This is a genomic window from Citrobacter sp. Colony219, assembly GCF_019382635.1.
Lineage (GTDB): Bacteria > Pseudomonadota > Gammaproteobacteria > Enterobacterales > Enterobacteriaceae > Citrobacter > Citrobacter youngae.
Window position 1 is genome coordinate 3,322,790 of the sequence record NZ_CP080033.1, and the last position, 21,823, is coordinate 3,344,612.

At 52.1% G+C, this 21,823-nt stretch carries 15 protein-coding genes; 4 read left to right on the top strand and 11 right to left on the bottom strand.

From position 1 onward, the window contains the following. Window positions 1–5: 5 nt before the first annotated feature. From napA to napF, 3 genes are read right to left on the bottom strand one after another with little or no spacing between them, the layout of a single operon-like run. On the bottom strand, window positions 6–2,492 hold the full coding sequence (napA, locus tag JTI85_RS15015; RefSeq protein ID WP_048211124.1) for a nitrate reductase catalytic subunit NapA: 2,487 nt from the start codon (window positions 2,490–2,492) through the stop codon (window positions 6–8). Further along, entirely contained in the window at window positions 2,489–2,752 is a 264-nt protein-coding gene (napD, locus tag JTI85_RS15020; RefSeq protein ID WP_048211123.1) for a chaperone NapD, read from the bottom strand. Before napD ends, napA begins: the two co-directional genes overlap by 4 nt. Continuing rightward, on the bottom strand, window positions 2,742–3,233 hold the full coding sequence (napF, locus tag JTI85_RS15025) for a ferredoxin-type protein NapF (protein ID WP_219351686.1): 492 nt from the start codon (window positions 3,231–3,233) through the stop codon (window positions 2,742–2,744). The genes napD and napF overlap by 11 nt, the downstream gene beginning before the upstream one ends. 413 nt (window positions 3,234–3,646) lie before the next feature. Here napF and eco point away from each other — a divergent pair, with 413 nt between their 5' ends. Next, complete coding sequence (eco, locus tag JTI85_RS15030) at window positions 3,647–4,144, top strand: serine protease inhibitor ecotin (protein ID WP_048212557.1); 498 nt, start codon at window positions 3,647–3,649, stop codon at window positions 4,142–4,144. 97 nt (window positions 4,145–4,241) lie between these two features. Here the strand turns inward: eco and mqo are convergent, their stop codons facing one another. Then, the gene (mqo, locus tag JTI85_RS15035) at window positions 4,242–5,903 is read right to left on the bottom strand and encodes a malate dehydrogenase (quinone) (RefSeq protein ID WP_219351687.1); all 1,662 of its coding nucleotides are present in this window, start codon (window positions 5,901–5,903) and stop codon (window positions 4,242–4,244) included. Window positions 5,904–6,181: 278 nt separating this feature from the next. On the opposite strand from mqo, the gene JTI85_RS15040 reads away from it, so the two are divergent. After that, window positions 6,182–7,429 carry a SulP family inorganic anion transporter gene (locus JTI85_RS15040; protein ID WP_219351688.1) on the top strand — a complete coding sequence of 416 codons (1,248 nt, stop codon included), beginning with the start codon at window positions 6,182–6,184 and terminating at the stop codon, window positions 7,427–7,429. Here the strand turns inward: JTI85_RS15040 and mgtE are convergent. The 6 genes from mgtE to JTI85_RS15070 all read right to left on the bottom strand — a co-directional run bounded on the left by mgtE (window position 7,392) and on the right by JTI85_RS15070 (window position 14,718). Beyond that, window positions 7,392–8,828, bottom strand: a complete 1,437-nt coding sequence (mgtE, locus tag JTI85_RS15045) for a magnesium transporter (RefSeq protein WP_048211119.1) — start codon at window positions 8,826–8,828, stop codon at window positions 7,392–7,394. The genes JTI85_RS15040 and mgtE overlap by 38 nt on opposite strands. Window positions 8,829–8,933: 105 nt before the next feature. After that, window positions 8,934–10,577 carry a multidrug ABC transporter permease/ATP-binding protein gene (locus JTI85_RS15050; RefSeq protein ID WP_219351689.1) on the bottom strand — a complete coding sequence of 548 codons (1,644 nt, stop codon included), beginning with the start codon at window positions 10,575–10,577 and terminating at the stop codon, window positions 8,934–8,936. 75 nt (window positions 10,578–10,652) lie between these two features. Beyond that, window positions 10,653–11,303, bottom strand: coding sequence for a DNA oxidative demethylase AlkB (alkB, locus tag JTI85_RS15055; protein WP_124021790.1), 651 nt, complete (start codon window positions 11,301–11,303; stop codon window positions 10,653–10,655). Further along, window positions 11,303–12,367: a bifunctional DNA-binding transcriptional regulator/O6-methylguanine-DNA methyltransferase Ada gene (gene ada / locus JTI85_RS15060; RefSeq protein ID WP_048211116.1), complete on the bottom strand. Its 1,065-nt coding sequence runs from the start codon at window positions 12,365–12,367 to the stop codon at window positions 11,303–11,305. Before ada ends, alkB begins: the two co-directional genes overlap by 1 nt. A gap of 79 nt (window positions 12,368–12,446) precedes the next feature. Further along, window positions 12,447–13,502, bottom strand: coding sequence for an FAD:protein FMN transferase ApbE (gene apbE, locus JTI85_RS15065; RefSeq protein ID WP_061068197.1), 1,056 nt, complete (start codon window positions 13,500–13,502; stop codon window positions 12,447–12,449). A 115-nt stretch (window positions 13,503–13,617) separates the two neighbouring features. Next, a complete protein-coding gene (locus JTI85_RS15070) occupies window positions 13,618–14,718 on the bottom strand; it encodes a porin OmpC (protein ID WP_219351690.1) in 1,101 nt (366 codons plus the stop codon). A 741-nt stretch (window positions 14,719–15,459) separates the two neighbouring features. Here JTI85_RS15070 and rcsD point away from each other — a divergent pair. After that, complete coding sequence (gene rcsD, locus JTI85_RS15075) at window positions 15,460–18,129, top strand: phosphotransferase RcsD (protein ID WP_219351691.1); 2,670 nt, start codon at window positions 15,460–15,462, stop codon at window positions 18,127–18,129. Window positions 18,130–18,145: 16 nt separating this feature from the next. Continuing rightward, window positions 18,146–18,796: a response regulator transcription factor RcsB gene (gene rcsB, locus JTI85_RS15080; protein WP_003027592.1), complete on the top strand. Its 651-nt coding sequence runs from the start codon at window positions 18,146–18,148 to the stop codon at window positions 18,794–18,796. Between the two features lie 112 nt (window positions 18,797–18,908). On the opposite strand, the gene rcsC is transcribed toward rcsB, so the two are convergent. After that, a complete protein-coding gene (rcsC, locus tag JTI85_RS15085; RefSeq protein ID WP_061068198.1) occupies window positions 18,909–21,755 on the bottom strand; it encodes a two-component system sensor histidine kinase RcsC in 2,847 nt (948 codons plus the stop codon). Window positions 21,756–21,823 lie beyond the last annotated feature (68 nt).

The window sequence follows — 21,823 nt, forward strand, 5'->3', positions numbered from 1 at the left end:
ACGCGTTACACCTTCGCCAGTTTCACAGCGCACTTCTTGAAATCCGTCTCTTTAGAGAGCGGATCCGTCGCATCCAGCGTCAGGTTGTTCACCAGCTGTGCGGCGTCGAAGAACGGCATGTACACCAGCCCCTGAGGCGGACGGTTGCGGCCGCGTGTTTCAACAATCGAAATCACTTCACCACGACGGGATACCACTTTGACCTTGTCGCCACGGCGAAGATCGCGCGCTTTTGCATCCAGCGGATGGATAAACAGTACCGCCTCCGGGAACGCACGGTGCAGTTCCGGCACGCGGCGCGTCATGCTGCCAGTATGCCAGTGCTCCAGCACGCGACCGGTGGAGAGCCACAGATCGTATTCTTTATCCGGTGCTTCAGCCGCCGGTTCAAATGGCAGCGCGAAGATGACGGCTTTCCCATCCGGTTTGCCGTAGAACTTGTAGCTTTCTCCAGCCTTCACGTACGGATCGTTGCCTTCGCTGTAGCGCCACTGAGTCTCCTTACCATCGACCACTGGCCAGCGTAACCCGCGCGCCTTGTGGTAATCATCGAACGGTGCAAGATCGTGTCCGTGTCCGCGACCAAACCAGGCGTACTCTTCGAACAGACCTTTTTGCAGGTAGAAACCGAGTTCGCGAGATTCATCGTTCAGTTGATCTTCAGCCAGTTCGCTGACCGGGAATTTCGTTACTGCTGGCGTGGCGAACAGCACGTCATACAACGTCTTACCGCGTAGCTCGGGTTTCTTCGCCAGCAGTTCCTCCGGCCAGACGTCTTCCGTTTTGAATCGGCGGGCAAACTGCACCATCTGCCACAGGTCAGATTTCGCTTCGCCCGGTGCTTTAATCTGCTGGCGCCAGAACTGAGTACGGCGCTCGGCGTTACCGTAAGCCCCTTCTTTCTCTACCCACATCGCTGTTGGCAGGATCAGGTCGGCAGCCAGAGCACTGACCGTCGGGTACGGATCGGAAACGATGATAAAGTTGCGCGGATCGCGCCAGCCAGGCATACGCTCTTCGTTGATGTTCGGCCCAGCCTGCATGTTGTTGTTACACATCACCCAGTAGACATTGAGCTTGCCATCTTTCAGTGCGCGGTCCTGCGCCACAGCATGCAGACCGATTTTCGCCGGAATGGTCCCCGCCGGAATATTCCAGTGTTTTTCACAGATATCGCGGTGTTTCTCGTTCGTCACCACCATATCCGCAGGCAGACGGTGAGAGAAGGTCCCGACTTCACGCGCGGTACCACAAGCGGAAGGCTGACCCGTCAGCGAGAATGGGCCGCAGCCTGGCTGAGAAATTTTACCGGTCAGCAGGTGCAGGTTATAGACCAGGTTATTAGCCCATACGCCACGGGTATGCTGGTTAAAGCCCATCGTCCAGTAGGAGATGACTTTCTTCTTAGGATCGGCATACAACTGCGCCAGCTGTTCCAGCTGATCTTTTGGCACGCCGGTCATTTCTGCAGTTTTATCCAGCGTATACTCCGCAACAAACGCTTTGTACTCTTCAAAACTGATCGGTTCCGAGGCATCGGAACCCGGGTTTTTCGCCGCTTTTTCCAGCGGATGGGTTGGACGCAGACCGTAGCCGATATCCGTTGCCCCTTTACGCAGGTTAACGTGCTTGCTAAAGAAGTCCTGGTTTATCGCATTGTTTTGAATGATATAGTTTGCGATGTAGTTGAGGATCACCAGGTCGCTTTGCGGCGTAAAGACGATGCCGTTATCCGCCAGCTCAAAGCTACGATGCTGGAAGGTAGAGAGAACGGCGACGTTGACGTTAGGATCGGACAGACGACGATTGGTGATGCGCGACCACAGGATCGGGTGCATTTCCGCCATATTTGCGCCCCACAGGACGAAAGCATCCGCATGCTCGATATCGTCATAACAGCCCATCGGCTCATCCATACCAAAGGTACGCATAAAGCCCACAACGGCTGACGCCATGCAGTGACGCGCGTTCGGATCGATGTTGTTCGAACGGAAACCGGCTTTGAACAGTTTTGCGGCAGCGTAGCCTTCCCAGATGGTCCACTGACCGGAGCCAAACATACCAATAGCGTCTGGCCCTTTCTCTTTCAGAGAGGTTTTAAATTTCTCTTCCATCACATCAAAGGCCTGGTCCCAGCTAATCGGGGTGAATTCGCCTTCTTTGTGATATTTGCCGTCTTTCATGCGCAGCATCGGCTGCGTTAAACGGTCTTTTCCGTACATGATTTTCGGCAGGAAGTAACCTTTGATGCAGTTGAGCCCACGGTTAACCGGCGCATCCGGGTCACCCTGACATGCCACAACACGCCCTTGTTGAGTGCCTACCAATACGCCACAACCGGTACCGCAAAAACGGCACGGGGCTTTATCCCATTTGATCGCTTCTTGCTGACCGACTACCGCACGGGCTACGCCCGGCACGCTTAACCCGGCAGCCGCCGCAGCGGCCGCAACGGCGTTAGCTTTCATAAAGCTACGACGACTGAGTTTCATGGTGTTTCCTCACCTTGCTCATCCTGCTGGTGATAAACCAGCGACACCGCCAGCACGCCCGCAACGTTGCGCACTGACTCAATTGTTTTCATTAGCGTTTCACTGTGCTCTGCTTCCACCACCACAATCAGTTGACCGCTTTCCACATCGCTGAGAGCAACTTCGCAACCCGGAAACGAACGTAACTGCGTAGCGATATCACTGATGTGCTGACTTTTGGCCTGAACGACCAGGCTGCAGACCTGCCAGTTAGTGTCCATGGTTGTGCTCCGCATTAATGGCTGATACCGGACAGATAGCGACACACGCGCCGCATCCGTTACATGCCTGATTGTCGAGCTGTGGCTGATAAATACCGGACAGCGTGGGACGAAAGGTTATGGCCATGGGTTCACAGCTATCCTGACAGCGATGGCATTCAACGGACTGATGCGCGAGACAGTTGTCACCGATCGAAAAATTCAGATCCCATGCCCTGGTGTGGCGCGGAAGAAAAAGTGATTCGGGACAGGCCTCTGCGCAGGCGTAACAAAAGCTGCATTCGCCGTGTTTGAAATTTACGTCTGGATAACCGCCCTGGCCTCGCTGCAGGATGTCGGTTTCGCACGCCTGGATGCAGGCGTCACAACGGAGGCAATGGGCCAGAAAGTGAGAGTCTTCCTTGCTCCACGGCGGACGGATCCCATTGCTGGCTTTACGCCAACTGCCTGTCAACATGCCTCGACGGGATAAATCAACCATGACATTGTCCTTCCATAATGACGCTCTCCCTCGGCGGGTTGAACGACAATAAAAAACGCACTATTTATGAGTAGTTATTTTTAGCCGTAAGATATTTCAGGATGTGTTTGAGGTGCATACCCCAATTGGGGTAAATGCTGTTGCCGGATCAAAAGAGTGTTGAGTTGGCGGGAAAAAGTGCGCTTTTGCTCACATTTCAATGAGTTATATAATCAATTATATAACGAAAACATAAAACAGAGAATAATCTCACAATTAAGATAATTCCTGGTATTTATCGCTACACAAATTATAAACCTTTAATTAATGCACTTAAAATATAAGTAAATTTAGATTAATAGACGATATGAATATGCTAACCTGCCCTTGATACGTTCATAAGACAGAAGAAAGGAAACACTGTGAACAATAAGATGAAGACAATTGTCCCTGCCGTACTCCTTGCCGCCTTCGCCAGCACCTCTGTGTGGGCGACAACCACCGATGCCAGCGCTCAGCCGCTGGAAAAAGTCGCCCCTTATCCTAAAGCGGACAAGGGAATGAAGCGTCAGGTTATTCAGCTTACTCCTGAGAAAGATGAATCTACTCTGAAAGTAGAACTGCTGATCGGACAAACGCTGGAAGTTGATTGCAACAAACATCGCCTTGGCGGAGAACTGGACAGCAAAACGCTGGAAGGTTGGGGTTATGACTACTATGTATTCGACAAAGTTACGTCTCCGGTTTCAACCATGATGGCCTGCCCGGACGGCAAGAAAGAGAAGAAATTCATCACCGCGTATCTGGGTGAAGACGGTATGCTGCGTTACAACAGCAAATTACCGATTGTGGTTTACACCCCGGAAAACGTGGAGGTGAAATACCGCATCTGGAAAGCAGAAGATAAGATTCAGGACGCCGTCGTGCGATAAGTGAGAATGTGCCGGATGGCGGCGTACCGCCTTATCCGGCCTACAGACGCATGAAGTAGAAGTAGGCCGGATAAGCGCAACGCCATCCGGCCTTTTTTTACAGTGCGATATCCGCGACGGCTTTTTGTTCAGGCTGCGGTTGTGCCTGAGGTTTCAGCTGTGGTTTCGGCGCTTCATCAGCAACCTGCGGCTTGTCATATTTCAGACCCAGAACCTCACTGGTGTACTGCAGCTCTTGTTCCGTAGCCTCAACGTTGCCGTTCAGCTTCGTGCCATAAGACGGAATAATCGTTTTCAGCTTCGCCTGCCATTCCGGGCTGGCAACTTTATCTTTAAACACTTTTTCCATCAGATGCAGCATGATCGGTGCCGCGGTTGATGCCCCCGGAGAAGCTCCCAGCAGCGCAGCAATCGTGCCTTCTTTATCGCTGACCACTTCAGTCCCCAGACGCAACACGCCGCCCTTCTCCGCATCACTTTTGATAATCTGCACACGCTGGCCCGCCTGCCATAAACGCCAGTCTTCTTTTTTCGCCTGCGGATAGTACTCTTGCAGCGCAGCAAAACGGTCGTCGTCGCTGAGCATCACCTGGCTTACCAGATATTTGACCAGATCGAAGTTATCCAGACCCACGTTGACCATAGGCATAAAGTTCGACGTGGTGGTAGAACTGAGCAGATCCCACAATGAACCGTTTTTCAGGAACTTAGTGGAGAAGGTTGCGAACGGCCCAAACAGCACTACACGTTTACCATCCAGAATACGGGTATCGATGTGCGGTACGGACATCGGCGGCGCGCCAACGGAGGCCTGACCGTACACTTTCGCCAGGTGGCGGTTGACTACGTCCGGATTGTCCGCAACCAGGAACTGCCCGCCCACCGGGAATCCGGCATAGCCTTTCGCTTCCGGAATGTCGGTTTCCTGCAACAGCTTCAGCGCAGCGCCACCGGCACCGATAAAGACAAACTTCGCCTTGATATCATGTTCCGCTTCGTTATTTTTCAGATCGGCGACCGTGACCGTCCAGCTATTATCCGCGTTACGCTTAAAGCCGCGAACTTCGGTGCTCAGTTGCAGCGCAAAATTAGGTTTTTTCTGCAACGATGCAATCAGCTGGCGTGTAATTTCACCGTAGTTCACGTCAGTACCGATCTCGGTACGCGTTGCCGCGACTTTCTGTTTCGGATCGCGACCTTCCATAACCAAAGGCGCCCATTCTTTAATCTGCGCGTGATCTTCAGAGTAGCGCATACCGCGGAACAGGGTGCTTTGCTGGAGTGCCGTGTAACGGGCACGCAGGAAATTCACGTTCTCGTCGCCCCAGACAAAGCTCATATGGGGAACAGTGGTGATAAACGAGCGGGGTTCATGCATCACGCCGTTGTTGACCTGATACGCCCAGAACTGGCGGGAAATCTGGAAGGCTTCGTTAATTTCGACTGCCTTTTCAATACTGATGCTACCGTCAGCCTTTTTAGGCGTGTAGTTCAGTTCCATCAGTGCGGAGTGGCCTGTTCCGGCGTTGTTCCAGCCGTTTGAACTCTCCTGAGCAACGCCATCCAGTCGCTCTACCATGGTCATTGACCATTGCGGCTCCAGCTCCTGTAAATAGGTTCCCAGTGTGGCGCTCATGATGCCGCCGCCAATCAACAGTACATCCGTTTCCTGCTCTTCCGCCGCTTTCGCTTTTGCTGCCATCGAGACAACATTCAGCCCTACAGCCATGGTGAAGAGCATGGCAGTCACTTTTTTCATAATGTTAATGCCTTACTTTTAGTATCGCTTTTTGCTTTTTATGCAGGTGAAAATCGAGCGGTAACAACGGTAACACTTAAGTAAAAATAATTAAATATTGTTTATAAATTATATTTAAATTTTAAAAATGTTATTAATACGTTGATTCTTTATATGGTTATTGACAATCATTTCTGGAAACCTCCCCGTCAGACGGGTACTATGCTGCGCTTTGCTATTCACCGCACGGATGCCTGTCGGTCTGCTGTCATCAGGCCTTTTCTGACCTGAGAGTAACTATGTCTGCAACACACTCTTCCCCTGCCGCGGTGGCAGAACACACCACCCACACCGTGTTACGCCACCCCCGCCTGCTGGTTCGTGAAACGCTGGCCGGTGTGGTAACCGCCCTGGCGCTGATCCCGGAAGTGATCTCTTTTTCCGTTATTGCTGGCGTCGATCCGAAAGTCAGCCTGATAGCCTCGGTCGTACTGTGCCTGGCGATGTCCTTTTTAGGTGGGCGTCCGGCAATGGTTACCGCCGCTGCTGGATCGGTTGCATTAGTCATTGGCCCGATGGTGCATCAACACGGCGTGCAGTACATCCTGCCTGCGGTAGTGCTGGCCGGGATTATTCAGATCCTGTTTGGTGTGTCAGGAATGGCGCGTTTGATGCGGTTCATCCCTACGGCCGTGATGACAGGATTTGTCAACGCACTAGGTATTTTGATTTTCTTTGCTCAGGTCCCGCATTTCTGGGGGAAAAGCCCGCTCATCTGGGGGCTGTTCGTCCTGACGCTGCTGATTGTGCTGTGGGTTCCGCGGTTTATTAAAGCTATCCCCGCACCGCTGATCGCTATCGTGCTGCTGACGGTGTTCACTGTCACCAGCGGGCAACTGTTACCGACCGTCGGTGACGAAGGTTCGATGAGCGGCGGCCTGCCGGGTTTCACCCAGTTGTTGGTTCCGCTCAACCTGCAAACGCTGGCGATTATCTGGCCCTGCGCGCTGAGCATCGCTTTTGTTGGTTTGATGGAGTCGCTGTTAACTGCCCGTCTGGTGGATGACCTGACGGTGACGCCGTCGAATAAGAATCGCGAGAGTGCCGGGCTGGGGATAGCCAATATTCTGGCCGGATTTTATGGCGGCATCGCCGGGTGTGCGATGATTGGTCAAACGATTGTCAACGTTGAGATGGGGAAAGCTCGCAGCCGTGTTTCCACGTTTGCCGCCAGCCTGGTCTTGCTGCTGCTCGTCACCGCACTCAGCGAGGTGATGGCAAAGATACCAATGTCAGTACTGGCGGGAATTATGGTGATTGTGGCGGTAAAAACGTTTAGCTGGCACAGCATCCGACCCGCGACGCTGACCAACATGCCGGTCACCGAAACGCTGGCAATGTTGGTTACCGTCGCCGCGACAGTCTCTACCGGCAACCTGGCGATTGGCGTGGTTGCCGGCGTGATCACGATGTTGATACTGCCGCGCATCGTCAGAGGGAAACGGGCGTCTACATCAAAAACAGCGTCGCCAGACCCAGAAAAATAAAGAATCCGCCGGTGTCGGTGATAGCGGTAATCATGACGCTGGAGCCGACCGCCGGATCGCGCCCGAGCTTCACCATCGTCATCGGAATGATAACGCCCATCAGCGCCGCCATCAGCAGATTGAGCATCATTGCCAGGGTCATCACGCCGCCGAGCGCCATGTCATCGTACAGCCACCAGGTGATGCCGCCCATGATGCCGCCCCAGACAAGGCCGTTGATCAGCGCTACCCCCATCTCACGCAGGATCAGAAACGTCAGGTTGCCGGGCTGAATATTCTGCAACGCCAGCGCCCGGACAATCATGGTGATGGTCTGATTACCCGTATTACCGCCAATCCCTGCCACAATCGGCATCAGCGAGGCCAGCGCCACCAGTTGTGAAATGGTGTGCTCGAAACCGTCGATTACCCGCGAGGCGATAAAAGCGGTACAGAGATTAATTGCCAGCCACGCCCAACGGGTTTTTACCGCTTTAGTGACCGGAGCGAATACATCCTCTTCGGCACTTAAGCCCCCCATTCGACGCAGATCGGTATCGGTTTCTTCATAAACCACGTCGACGATCTCATCGATGGTTAAGCGTCCCATCAGTTTGCCTGAGGGATCAACCACCGCAGCACTGACCAGGTTGTCACGTTCAAACGTACGCGCAGCATTCTCGGCGATATCTTCCGGAGAAAATGTGAGCGGATCATCCTCCATCACTTCGCTGACTTTACGCTGCACGTCATTGAGCAGAATACAGGTTAGCGTCAGTTCACCCACCAGCACTTTATTGCGATCGGTTACGAAGAGTTTATCGGTGTTCTCCGGCATTTTTCCCAGCCGCCGCAAGTACCGCTGCACCACTTCCAGCGTCACGTCCGGACGTACGGTGATGACTTCGAACTCCATGATCGCACCGACGCGATTCTTCTCGTAGTGCAGCACCTGACGTACGCGCGCACGCTCTTCAGCAGGCAATGATGCCAGCAGTCGACCGGTAAGGTTACGGGGTAAATGCTGTACCAGATAAATCTGTTCGTCGATATCGAGATATTGCAGCGCATCCAGTAGCTCGCGGTCGCTCATCTCGTCGATCAGGTCATCCCACACATTTTCTGATGCTTCAAGCAGGACGTTGCCGCGTTTTTCACTTTCGACCAGTCGCCACAGGGCGTGACGCTCTTCGGAGGGCAGTGCTTCAAGGGTATCGGCCAGATCGGGTGGCGGCAGATGCGCCACCAGAGCCCCTACCTCAGCAATATCGTCGGCTAACGTGCCGACGTCATATTGCTCAGCCAGGGTAAGCTTGCCCAACAGTGTTGAAATAATGGCTTTATCAGTGGTCAGCAGCCAGATAAGACGAGCACGTTCCTCGTCACGTAACCTGGCGCTGTTTTTGTTTATTGCGGACATTAATCATAAATCCATGATATGAAATATCATCAATCATGATGCTGAATTATGTAAATAACAATAAACGAGGCCGCCGGGTGGATAAAAAACCGGCGGCATGTGGGATTATGCTGTGCGAGCCACCGCATCGCGCGAAGCCGCATCGCGTTCATCGCCCAGCAGTTCACTCAATTGCCCATTACGCATTTCCAGCAAACGGTCTGCATGAATAAAGTAATGATCGTCATGACTAATGGCGAAAATGGTTTTGCCCATCTCCTGCATCAGCGGCAGCAACACCTGGTAGAATTCACGCCGGAAATGGGGATCCTGATCGGCGGCCCATTCGTCCAGCAGAATGATGTCGCGCTCCTCTGCTAAGGCCAGCAACAGCGCCACACGCTTTTTCTGCCCTTTCGACAGCTTCAGGTTGAGAATGCGCCCGTCGTTCAGTTCCAGCTTGTGCGCCATTTGCAGATGATCCAGCCACTTCGCTACCAGCGCCGGAGAAGCGTCTCTGCCTTCAGGTCCCAGCAATTTGTCAAACAGCCAGACGTCGGTAAACACCGCGGAGAACAGCTTGCGGTAGTCCTCCGGTTTTTCGACAGCAACCGCCTTGCCATCCAGTAAAATCTCACCAGACTGCGGCTGGTATAGCCCGGTCAGCAACATCGCCAGCGTAGATTTCCCACTGCCGTTACCGCCAATCAGGAAGATCAGTTCACCACGATGAATGGTCAGATTCACTGGCCCAACGGCGAACGCATTATCCTGATAGCGGAAAACCACGTCGCGCAACTCCAGCGTTTGCCAGTCCGGAAATGCGGTTGGCCGTGGGAATTCAGCCTTGAAGGAGGCCAGGGAGAACTTATTCAGCTTGTTGAACGCCACCTGTGCAGTCAGCAGCGTTGGCAGCGCGCCGACGGCAGAGAGCAGCGGCGTGCGCAGGAATAGCAGCGTCAGCGAATAGGTCGCCGCCACGGCGGTATCCGCCCAGCCCAGACTGTTGGCCATCCAGAATACCAGGCCAATGGCGCCCAGCATCATAATATTCGACCAGTTGACCGCGCTCAGGTGGAAGGTATCGGCACGGATAATATGGTGGCGGTATTCTTTGGCATCCGGGACGTACAGCTGGTTAAAGATATACTCAGCACGTTCCCGGTTGAGCGTCAGTTCTTTGCGTCCTTCCAGCACCGTTTGATAATCGTTGTACAACTTATCTTCAGTTTCGCGCAGGGTGGCCATGTGTTTATACACCCGCGCCACCAGCACAAATCCGCCCCAGATGGTGATTGCCATCCAGATTGCCGTCACCAGCAGCATTTTCGTCGACAACATGGCCAGATACGCCGCCGACCCCACGGTCAAAATAATCCCCTGTACCAGCTCAGGTAGGCGGACAAAGGCAATGGTAATGTTACGGATATCGCTGGTTAAACCGGCCAGTAACGAGGCGCTACCGATTTGCTCGATACGCTCGACGTGGGTGTCCAGAATTCGTTTGATAAATTCGCTACGCAGACGGTAGACAAAGTGGTGTCCCAGCGTGGTAAGCGCCAGCTGTGAACCGAGGGTGACGACCATCAGTAACAGCAGCAGGCCAAGAAACTCCGGTAGCACCATCAGCGTGGTGTCGACCGTTTCAATCAGGCGCTGATTAATAAACGCAATCAGCCCAATCCCCAGCGCGGCACTGACAAGGCTGAGCGCCATAACGCTGATAAATGGCCAGCGATACTGCCGCCAGACAAGAAGTAAAAGTTCCATGCAAACAACCCGGACAAGTAATAACAGCCCGCAGTTTAAACATCTCTTCGCTGACAGCAATAATAATTCTTATTTTTATTCTTTTTTACCTGCCTGGCGAAACGTCAGGTTATAACGACAATCTCCCGTCAATGGATGATACCCCGTCTTAAGCGGCTGGACGCCATGATAAAACAGCCGCGAGTTTCCCCCCCATACCACCACATCACCATGCTCCAGCAATACTCGCTTTAAGGGATCGTTGCGCCGTAAGCCGCCAAACTGAAAAATCGCCGGCAGGCCCAGCGATACAGAGACGATAGGCGCTCGCAGGTCAGGCTCATCTTTATCCTGATGTAAAGACAGTTTTGCCCCCGGCGTATAGCGATTAATAAGGCAAGCATCCGGTTGAAAATCAGGATAGCCTGCGGCCGTTGCCGCCTGTTGGCACAGCTCAGCAAAGACCTCGGGTAATGGCGGCCAGTGAACGCCGGTTAATGGATCGACCGGTGAATAGAGGTAGCCATGTTGATCCGTTGTCCAGCCCAGATGGCCGCAATTCGTCATGGCTACCGACATCGTATAACCGCCAGGGGTGACCATCTGGCGAAACGGCGACTGTCTGGCTGTCGCCGCGATTGCCCGCAGTAAAGCGGGGGCGGATTCAAATGCAAAGCGCCGCAAAATCACCGCACCTGACGCCAGCGGCTCGTGCCAGGGTTTCTCATCTGCAAAGAGATCGAGCATTACGTTTCCTCGCGGGTGGCTTCACGTTGCAACAGTTGCGCCTTGCGCGTTATTCCCCAACGATAGCCAGAAAGCGCGCCATCACCGCGGATTACGCGGTGACACGGGATCACAATCGCCAGCTTGTTCGCCGCGCAGGCGCTGGCTACGGCACGCACCGCCTTCGGCTTGCCGATAGTGCTGGCAAGTTGCTGATAACTCACCGTCTCACCACAAGGGATTGCCCGCAGCGCTTGCCATACCTGCTGCTGAAAGGCGGTTCCCTGAATATCCAGCGGCAGTGACAGTGCGGTATTGCGCGTGTTAATCACGGCGATCACCTCACGCACATGTTGTTGAAACTCCGTATCGGCGGGCTCGTCACGTGCCGTCGGAAACAGTTCATGCAATTCTGCTATCAGCGTAGCATCGTCGTCGCCCAGCAAGATCGCGCAGATACCCCGTTCACTTTCCGCCACCAGGCAACGGCCGAGGGCGCAATCTGTGAGGGTATAGCGCACAGAAACATTACCGCCGCCTTGACGAAATTGCCTGGCGGTCATGCCTAACGCCTGATCCGCTTTGCGGTAATAGCTGCTGCTGTCGGGGAATCCGGCGTCAAGAATCGCCTGCGTGACCGGTGCGCCTTTTGCCAGCGCGTCACGCAGGCGACGGGCACGCCACGACTGTTGCCAGGCTTTGGGGGTCATCCCGGTGGTGGCTTTGAACAGGCGATGCAGGTGAAACGGGCTCATCGCAACATGCTGCGCAAGAGCCTCCAGTGTGAGGGGGGACTCCTGCTCCAGCAACTGACAGGCGTGGGCTATTTTGTCCAGCCGCTGCTGTTGCGCGCTATCTTTGTCCGGCCGGCAGCGTTTGCAGGGACGAAACCCTGCCGCCTGTGCCTGCTCGGCATCCGCGAAGAAACTGACATTTTTGCGCAGCGCATGTTTTGCCCGACAGGACGGTCGACAAAAAATGCCTGTAGTCTGAACAGCAAAAACAAACTGACCGTCAGCCCTGGCGTCACGATCCAGCACAGACTGCCAGCGTTCATCATCAGTGATGTGTAAGAGATTTGTCATGATGGACTCCTTTGTTAAGCATAGCGCTTAGCCTCAGTGTGTCCGCATTGCGGGTTATAAAAACCCGCAATCTTGCTTTTTAATTTTTTTCGCTGACCAGGAAGCTTTTAAACTGCGGCGACATCCAGGTGCTAAACCCTTCGCCTTCTTTAACAATCATATACACCGCTAACCCTTCGCGACGCACAACCTCTTTGGCTTTTTGCGGGCCAAGCACCATTAGCCCGGTATCCCAACCATCAGCCTCCAGCGCCGTGGGTGCAATCACCGTCACAGAGACCAGATTGTGTTCAATCGGACGACCGGTTTGCGGATCGATGACATGGGAAAGACGCTTGCCATCCAGTTCGTAATAGTTGCGATAGCTACCGGAGGTGCTGATACCATGCCCATTGATATCGACAATCGCCTGGACCGCGTTTTCACGATCGGTCGGTTTCTGTATTGCCACACGCCACGGTTGCCCCTCGGCATTCATTCCACGGCTATTCAGCGCGCCGCCAACAGAAACCAGATAGCGGGCGATCCCTTCCTGTTCCATCAATCGCGCCAGATGGTCAGCCGCATACCCTTCCCCCACGGTGGAGAGATCAACGTACAGCGCCGGCAGATCTTTCTGCAGATAATTCTGGTGCGCCTCATTAACAACCTTCAGATGTGAAAGTCCGGTTTGCGCTTTTGCAGCGTCAATTTGCCCTTGGGTGGGAATATGTAGCGGTTGCCGATCCGGGCCAAAGCCCCACAGGTTGACCAACGGACCGACGGTGATGTCCATCGCGCCGTCGGTTTTTGCGCCAATACGTAACGCCGATGTCACAATATCCGCCAGCGCATCATTCACCGGCCACGGTGACAAGCTTTTTGACAGGTTAAAACGCATCAGCGCAGAATCATTCTTATAGGTAGAAAGCAGTTGATCATCAGCATCGAGCTGAGTCTGGATCTTCACCTGCAACTCCCCGGCACGTTTGGCATCCACGCCAACCACACTGACCCGCCAGAAAGTGCCCATGGTTTTGCCTTCCAGGACTGTCGCGGTTGAGGACGGGGTCTGGGTTGATTTCGGGGCCTCATCGCACCCGACAAAAAAGAGTGTTACAGCCAGGAGCGCTGCACGACAAAAAATCATATCCATACGTGATTACCCTTATGAAAACGGGCGCAAGAGTACACCAAAAAAGAGTGTTTGTACGTCAGAAAAACGGCATTAAAAAAGGCCCCGTAGGGCCTTTGATAGAAATAGATACAGATTAGAACTGGTAAACCAGACCCAGTGCTACGATATCATCGGTAGAGATACCTGCATTACGGGTGAACTGGTTGTCATCCAGCAGGTTGATTTTGTAATCAACATAGGTAGASAWGTTTTTGTTGAAGTAGTAGGTCGCGCCAACATCAACATATTTCAGGATATCCTGGTCGCCGTAGCCGTTGTCCAGATCTTTACCTTTTGACTGCAGGTAAGCCACGGACGGACGCAGACCGAAGTCGAACTGGTACTGTGCAACAGCTTCAACGTTCTGTGCTTTGTTAGCCCAGCCCAGTTTACCTGCACGCGTTGCGTTGTAGGTCTGGGTGTACTGTGCTGCCAGGTACACATTGTTCGCGTCGTATTTCAGACCGCCAGTGTAGGTTTCAGCACGATCGCCGGTACCGAAGTTCAGCTTGTTCTGCTCATCAGTACGTTTGGAGCTGGTGACCGCGGTACCCAGGGAGAAGCCTTCGCCGATATCATAAGTGATAGATCCGCCGACGCCGTCACCGTTCTGATTCAGTGCGTCACGACCGTTGCCAGTCACGCCGGTCATGCCTTCACCTTCCGGACTACCGTTTTTACCCTGGTACTGCAGGGCAAAGTTCAGACCATCAACCAGACCGAAGAAATCGGTGTTACGGTAGGTTGCAAAGCCGTTACCACGCTGCTGCATGAAGTTGTCAGAACCGTAGGTATCGCCGCCGAATTCCGGCAGAACGTCGGTCCAGGACGTGACGTCATAAACCACGCCGTAGTTACGACCGTAGTCGAAAGAACCTGCATCAGCGAATTTCAGACCGGCAAACGCGACACGCGTCCAGGCGTTGTTTTCGTTTTCAGAGGAGTTACCCATGATCTGGTATTCCCACTGGCCGTAACCGGTCAGTTGGTCGTTAACCTGGGTTTCACCTTTGAAGCCGATACGCATATAGGTCTGATCACCATCTTTAGTAGAGTCATCAGAGAAATAGTGCAGACCGTCGACTTTACCGTACAGATCTAATTTGTTGCCGTCTTTGTTGTAAATTTCAGCCGCATTTGCTGCGCCTGCTACCAGCAGAGCCGGTACCAGGAGGGACAGTACTTTAACTTTCATGTTATTAACCCTCTGTTATATGCCTTTATTGCTTTTTTATGCCACTGCTCACTGGCTAACCCTCATTAACCAGTCGGCAACTTCATTCTCCGCAAAAACACAGAATAATCCAACACGAATATGATACTAATACTTTAAAGATGTTTCATTTATCTATGTAGATGTTTCAAAACATTAACAAAAGGGAACTTTTTTTAATTAAGAAAATGGAGAGAATAAGCACGAATAGTCAAGAACCATTACAAAATATATATAAATCAATAAATTACACAAAGCGCAGCCATAGCACTGAATGATAAAACAAAATCTTCACTCGCAACTAAAATAGACTCGCTATCATCATTAACTTTATTTATTACCGTCATTCATTCATGAATGTCTGTTTACCCCTATTTCAACCGAATGCTCTGCGTTCGGTTTTTTTTTACCCTTCTTTACACAAACATCGCGGTTCTGTGCTACCGATGAAAAACTATAACGACTATTAACTATCTCACCTATTCACCATCGCATATAAACCAGGCAAATAATTTCTTGTTATTTAATGCTAAATCTGTAGGTTTCATACCTTTATTTGTACTGATAGTGACCGGCTGTACACGTTTGCATTGCCCGCCTGGCAACGATACACAGCAATAAAAAACGCAGCTCCGCAGATGTTGCGTAAGTATGGCAATTCATACATTACCCTTTATACTGCCCCTTCATCTATAGCGTCGTTTTAACAGGTCATAAACACGAATGAGTCAGTCTGACACAACGGCTTCTACCCGATTCTCCCTGCTTCCGGGAAGTATTACCCGTTTCTTCTTATTACTGATCGTGGTGCTGTTGGTGATGATGGGCGTGATGGTCCAGAGCGCGGTCAACACCTGGCTTAAAGATAAGAGCTATCAGATTGTCGATATCACCCACGCTATTCATAAAAGGGTAGATACCTGGCGATACGTGACCTGGCAAATCTATGACAATATTGCAGCGACAACCAACTCATCGACTGCCGACGGGTTACAGGAAACCCGACTCAAGCAAGATGTCTACTATCTTGAAAAACCCCGTAGAAAGACTGAAGCGCTGATTTTCGGCTCGCATGACAGTTCTACGCTGGAAATGACCCAGCGGATCTCAACCTATCTGGATACACTGTGGGGCGCGGAGAATGTCCCATGGTCTATGTATTATCTGAATGGTCAGGACAATAGCCTGATTCTTATCTCAACATTGCCGCTAAAAGATCTCACCTCCGGCTTTAAAGAATCGACAATTGGCAACATTGTCGACTCGCGCCGCGCTGAGATGTTACAACAGGCCAATGCGCTCGATGAGCGTGAAAGCTTCTCGTCCCTTCGCCGGCTGGTCTGGCAAAACGGTCATTACTTCACGTTACGCACAACCTTTAATCAGCCAGGGCATCTGGCAACCGTGGTCGCGTTTGACCTGCCGATTAATGATTTGATCCCCCCGGGCATGCAGTTGGACAGCTTTCACCTGGAGCCCGATGCCACGTCTACGGCTGAACATCTCAGTGAAAAAGAGTCGCCTGACAGCGTCAGCATCAACTTTAACAATAGCAAGATTGAGATCTCTTCAGCGCTAAATTCAACGGATATGCGACTGGTCTGGCAGGTTCCCTTTGGTTCATTACTGCTTGATACGCTGCAAAGCATTCTGCTGCCGCTGTTACTGAATATCGCTCTGCTGGCGCTGGCGCTGTTTGGCTATACCACTTTCCGCCACCTCCCTGCCCGCTCAAACGAAGTGGCGCCAAACCTTGCCGCAAATAATGAACTCCGGGTGCTTCGTGCAATTAATGAAGAAATTGTTTCGCTGCTGCCGCTGGGGTTATTGGTACACGACCAGGAATCCAACCGCACGGTTATCAGCAATAAAATTGCCGACCACCTGCTGCCACATTTAAATCTGCAAAATATCACCAGCATGGCGGAGCAGCATCAGGGGGTCATCCAGGCCACAATCAATAATGAATTGTATGAGATCAGGCTGTTCCGCAGCCAGATCTCAGCCCGCACGCAGATCTTTATCATTCGCGACCAGGACCGCGAAGTGCTGGTAAATAAAAAGCTGAAACAAGCGCAGCGACTGTATGAGAAAAACCAACAGGCTCGTGCCGCCTTTATGCAAAACATTGGTCGCGCACTGAAAGATCCCGCCAAAACGCTGGCCATCAACGCTGCCGCACTCAATACGCCCGACAGCCACAAACTGGCAAACCAGGCAGACGTTCTGGTACGTATGGTCGATGAGATTCAGTTGGCCAATCTTCTGGAAAGCGATGACTGGAAAAGTGAATCAACGCTGTTTTCCGTGCAGGCGTTAATTGACGACGTAGTACCTGAAGTACTACCCGCCATCAAGCGTAAAGGGTTACAGCTGCTGATTAAAAATCACCTGAGCGCCAATGATGAGCGCCGCGGCGACCGCGATGCCCTGCGTCGTATTTTGCTGCTACTCATCCAATATGCCGTGACCACAACGCAGATTGGCAAAATTACGCTGGACGTCGACCAGGATGAGTCGGAGGCAGAGCGTCTGACCTTCCGTATTCTGGATACCGGGGAAGGCGTCGCGCTGAATGAAATTGATAATCTGCACTTTCCGTTCAGCAATGACACGCAGAGCGATCGATATGGCAAAGCGAATCCACTCACGTTCTGGTTGTGCGATCAGCTAGCGCGCAAACTGGGTGGACATCTGAATATTAAAGCGCGGGAAGAACTTGGAACGCGTTATATCGTCCATGTTAAGATGCCGCTGCATGACCAACATGCTGATAATGAAGAACGGCTGTTAGATGACGTCTGCGTGATGGTTGACGTCACCTCGAATGACGTACGCAGCATTGTATTGCGTCAGCTGGAAAACTGGGGAGCAACCTGCATCACGCCCGATGAGCGACTGAATAGTCAAGAATATGATCTCTTTATCACTGATAATCCGTCTAATCTTACTGCCTCGGGCTTGCTTTTAAGCGATGATGAGTCTGGCGTGCGAAAAATTGGCCCCGGTCAGCTGCGCGTCAACTTTAATATGAGCAATGCTATGCAGGAAGCTGTCCTGGAGCTAATAGAAGAACAACTGGCGCAAGAAGAGATCCAGGAACTCCCCCTCGGCGGTGATGAAAACGCCGAACTTCATGCCAGTGGTTACTATGCACTCTTTGTAGACACAGTACCGGATGATGTTAAGAGGTTGTATACTGAGGCAGCAACCAGCGATTTCGCTGCGTTAGCCCAAACGGCCCATCGCCTGAAAGGCGTGTTTGCCATGCTTAATCTGGTACCCGGCAAGCAGTTATGTGAAGCGCTGGAACATCTTATTCAAGAGAAAGATGCTCCAGGTATAGAAAAGTACATCAGCAACATTGACGTTTACGTCAAGAGCTTGCTGTAGCAAGGTAGCCCAATACATGAACACTATGAACGTAATTATTGCCGATGACCATCCGATTGTACTGTTCGGTATTCGTAAATCACTTGAACAAATCGAATGGGTGAACGTTGTCGGCGAATTTGAAGACTCCACTGCACTGATCAACAATTTGCCTAAATTAGATGCTCATGTGTTGATTACCGATCTCTCAATGCCGGGAGATAAATATGGTGATGGGATCACGTTAATTAAATATATCAAACGCCATTTCCCGAGCCTGTCGATCATCGTTTTGACCATGAACAACAACCCGGCCATCCTGAGCGCGGTACTGGATCTCGACATTGAAGGGATCGTGCTGAAACAAGGTGCGCCAACTGACCTGCCGAAGGCGCTGGCGGCGCTGCAAAAAGGTAAGAAATTCACCCCGGAAAGCGTCTCTCGCCTGCTGGAAAAAATCAGCGCCAGCGGTTATGGCGACAAACGCCTGTCACCGAAAGAAAGTGAAGTTCTGCGCCTGTTTGCCGAAGGCTTCCTGGTGACTGAAATCGCTAAAAAACTCAATCGCAGTATTAAAACCATCAGTAGCCAGAAAAAGTCTGCAATGATGAAGCTCGGCGTGGAAAACGATATCGCCCTGCTGAATTACCTGTCATCCGTGACGTTAAGCCCGTCAGACAAAGAGTAATTCGGTTTCATATCATCTGCCTGATGGCACCGCGTTTATCTGGCCTACGAACAATACAGTGTTGTGTATGTTCTGTAGGCCGGATAAGGCAAACACCGCTACCCTGCCTCTTTTATCCCCGCGTTTTTCTTACGCGATCCGCATAGACCGTTAGCGTCTGCTTCAGCACGTCTAGCGTCACTGGCTTGGATAAGCAACTGTCCATTCCCGACTCCAGACAACGCTGCTTCTCTTCCGCCAGAGCATTGGCCGTCACACCAATCACCGGCAGCGTTAACCCCAGTTGGCGAATACGCTGCGTCAAGCGATAACCATCCATATTCGGCATGTTGACGTCGCTCAGCACGATATCAATATGGTTTTTACTCAACACATTGAGCGCGTCCACACCGTCGTTGGCGGTTTTACACTGATATCCCAACGATCCCAACTGATCGGCCAGTAAACGACGGTTAATCGGATGATCGTCAACCACCAGAATCATCATGTCATCGTTTGTGGCTCCCACTTTGTCCGGAGCTGGCAGTGCGGTGGAAAGCGCTTCACTGCCCAGTTCAACGCTGTAGATATGCGCCAGCAGCGCCGGCAACTCGTGCGGTGATGCCACGCTGTGCACCCACTCGCCAGGCGTTCTTTCCAGCGGAATACCAATGTGGCGACGACAGAAAATCACCGTGGCTCGTCCCTGCCACGCCTGATCCAGCACATCATCAGCAATCAATACATCATTTGCATCAGGTTGCTGCCCCTCATAACGCAGCACCGTCATCCCGGTACGCGTGAGGCTGGATTCGATAAAGTGATAGAGTGACGCGTTTCGCACCGCCAGCCAGCAGCGGGTACTGGCAAGACCGTCCACACTTTTATTCTGTGGATACTGGGCTCCATACAGCGGTATCCGCAGCGTAAACTGGCTCCCCATCCCCGGTTCAGAATCAACGGAAATATCCCCGTCCATCATGCTGATCAGTTTTTCACAGATAGCCAGACCTAACCCGGTCCCCTGGAAATTACGCTGCACGCCCGTCCCCACCTGGAAGAAGGGATCGAACAGACGAACGACTTCTTTGGCCGGGATCCCCACGCCAGTATCACGCACACGAATGCTGAGGTAGTCGCCGCTGCACTGAACGTGCAGCACAATACAGCCGGTATCGGTGAATTTAATAGCATTACTCAACAGGTTAGAAATGACCTGCTGCAAGCGCATCGGATCGCCATTTAATGCCACAGGCACATCCGGTTCAATGAAACAGTACAATCCCAGTTGCTTGCGTACCACCAGGGGCAGATAGTTGGCCGTAATATGGCTCATCACTTCCCGCGGTGAAAATTCGCGCGGTTCAATCTTCAACTGTTCGGATTCAATTTTCGAGAAATCAAGAATATCGCTGATAATCTTCAACAACAGGCTGGAGGAGTTATTCATCGCCGTCACCAGGCGATCCACTCCGCTGGGCAGTTCTTTCGTTTGCAGCAGGTCAAGGTTGCCGATAATGCCATACAGCGGCGTGCGTAGTTCATGACTCACCGTCGCAAGGAACATTGATTTTGACTGGCTGGCCTGTTCCGCCGCCTGCGCCATCTCCTGTAACGACTCTTCCATTTTCACACGCGCACTCACATCGACCAGGACGCATATGGCTACGTTCTCATTACGATAACGTGAATGCACAAAGCTGATTTGCAGATTGGTATTATTGCTGGTCAACACATCGACGAAATTAACCTGCTGGCCGCAGATAATTTGCGTCAACCGTTGCCTGTCTTCATGCGTCAGCATGTTGAGATAGGTATGCGCCAGCTCGTTGCTCAGAATGTTAATGCCATCAATTGTGCGCAGAATACAAATACCGACCGGCGCAGAAGCCACAATTTTACGGTTAAACTGTTCATGCTCTTCCAGGCGCTGGGCATCGCTTTCCGCTGGAATAAAAATACGGCGCTCATACATGCGCGTCAGCATAAACAACGCCGCACCTACCAGCACATTCAGCAGAACCGCATTCAGGATCATCATGCGTATCCGCTCCAGCACCAGATCGACCGGCACGGAGTACACAATACTGAGCGATGATGGCGGCAGGTTTTTCTTCAACACCAGATTGCGAAAACCCGGCGTGTAGCCAAACCACGAGCGCTCCTGCATCCAGCGCGGTTCAGACTGAATATTGCCTTCAGGACCGGTGAGTGAAATCAGCGCATGACCATTTTCATCAAGGATTGTCACCCCCATCGGCAAACTGCCCGGCGTGAAGAAGTTCTCCATACGAATCGGCTGTTCCACACCCAGCAACGCCTGCAGACGATTGGCAAGATAGACCGGCGTCAGCGCATAAAAATACCCCACGCCCGGACGCGGTCCCTGGCTTATCCAGAACAGGTTATTGCCGTTTTCTTCCTGCGGCGCATTGCGATACTTAATGATGCGCTCATGCAGTGCTTTCAGCGCCTCGTCACGTTCGACAGGCATATCCCGCAGACCGAAATTGGCCATGCAGAGGTTATCGCTGCCGATCAGGAACACACGGTTCAAATCATAAGCCGCTGAGAAATTGTCGCGCCAGTAGCGCATAAACCACGCCAATGACTCCAGCGAGCCACGCCAGGCATTACCCATCACCGCACAGTCGGAATCGGCAAACAGCGGTTCAAAATTCGGCACCACGGTTTTATCATCCCGTGCCCGCAATGACATCACGCCGTTTTCTGCCGTTAATCGGTTTTCAGCAATATATTTCAGCTCTTTTATCACGTCAGAAGTACGCTGAATGTAGCGTTGAGCCTGGTCGGAGCTGAGATTAAACTCCTGGCGGATCTCAGACTCTCGCTGGTGCAACGCATTCACAATGTAGAACACCGACGCAAAAGCAATCAGACACCAGACCAGTAAGGCCAGCGCTCTGAACAGGTAGCGTGAGACTTTTAGAGTTGAATGAACGGAAGCAAGGTATTTCAAAGGGGCGAAGCTCCGCCTCAGGATATCAATAGAGTGTGGTTAAGGTAGCGGTAAATGTCCGACGTCGC

Excerpts from the sequence above, each read along its gene's own strand:
- napA (WP_048211124.1), bottom strand. The coding sequence starts at position 2,492 with ATGAAACTCAGTCGTCGTAGCTTTATGAAAGCTAACGCCGTTGCGGCC.
- napD (WP_048211123.1), bottom strand. The coding sequence starts at position 2,752 with ATGGACACTAACTGGCAGGTCTGCAGCCTGGTCGTTCAGGCCAAAAGT.
- napF (WP_219351686.1), bottom strand. The coding sequence starts at position 3,233 with ATGGTTGATTTATCCCGTCGAGGCATGTTGACAGGCAGTTGGCGTAAA.
- eco (WP_048212557.1), top strand. The coding sequence starts at position 3,647 with ATGAAGACAATTGTCCCTGCCGTACTCCTTGCCGCCTTCGCCAGCACC.
- mqo (WP_219351687.1), bottom strand. The coding sequence starts at position 5,903 with ATGAAAAAAGTGACTGCCATGCTCTTCACCATGGCTGTAGGGCTGAAT.
- JTI85_RS15040 (WP_219351688.1), top strand. The coding sequence starts at position 6,182 with ATGTCTGCAACACACTCTTCCCCTGCCGCGGTGGCAGAACACACCACC.
- mgtE (WP_048211119.1), bottom strand. The coding sequence starts at position 8,828 with ATGTCCGCAATAAACAAAAACAGCGCCAGGTTACGTGACGAGGAACGT.
- JTI85_RS15050 (WP_219351689.1), bottom strand. The coding sequence starts at position 10,577 with ATGGAACTTTTACTTCTTGTCTGGCGGCAGTATCGCTGGCCATTTATC.
- alkB (WP_124021790.1), bottom strand. The coding sequence starts at position 11,303 with ATGCTCGATCTCTTTGCAGATGAGAAACCCTGGCACGAGCCGCTGGCG.
- ada (WP_048211116.1), bottom strand. The coding sequence starts at position 12,367 with ATGACAAATCTCTTACACATCACTGATGATGAACGCTGGCAGTCTGTG.
- apbE (WP_061068197.1), bottom strand. The coding sequence starts at position 13,502 with ATGGATATGATTTTTTGTCGTGCAGCGCTCCTGGCTGTAACACTCTTT.
- rcsD (WP_219351691.1), top strand. The coding sequence starts at position 15,460 with ATGAGTCAGTCTGACACAACGGCTTCTACCCGATTCTCCCTGCTTCCG.
- rcsB (WP_003027592.1), top strand. The coding sequence starts at position 18,146 with ATGAACACTATGAACGTAATTATTGCCGATGACCATCCGATTGTACTG.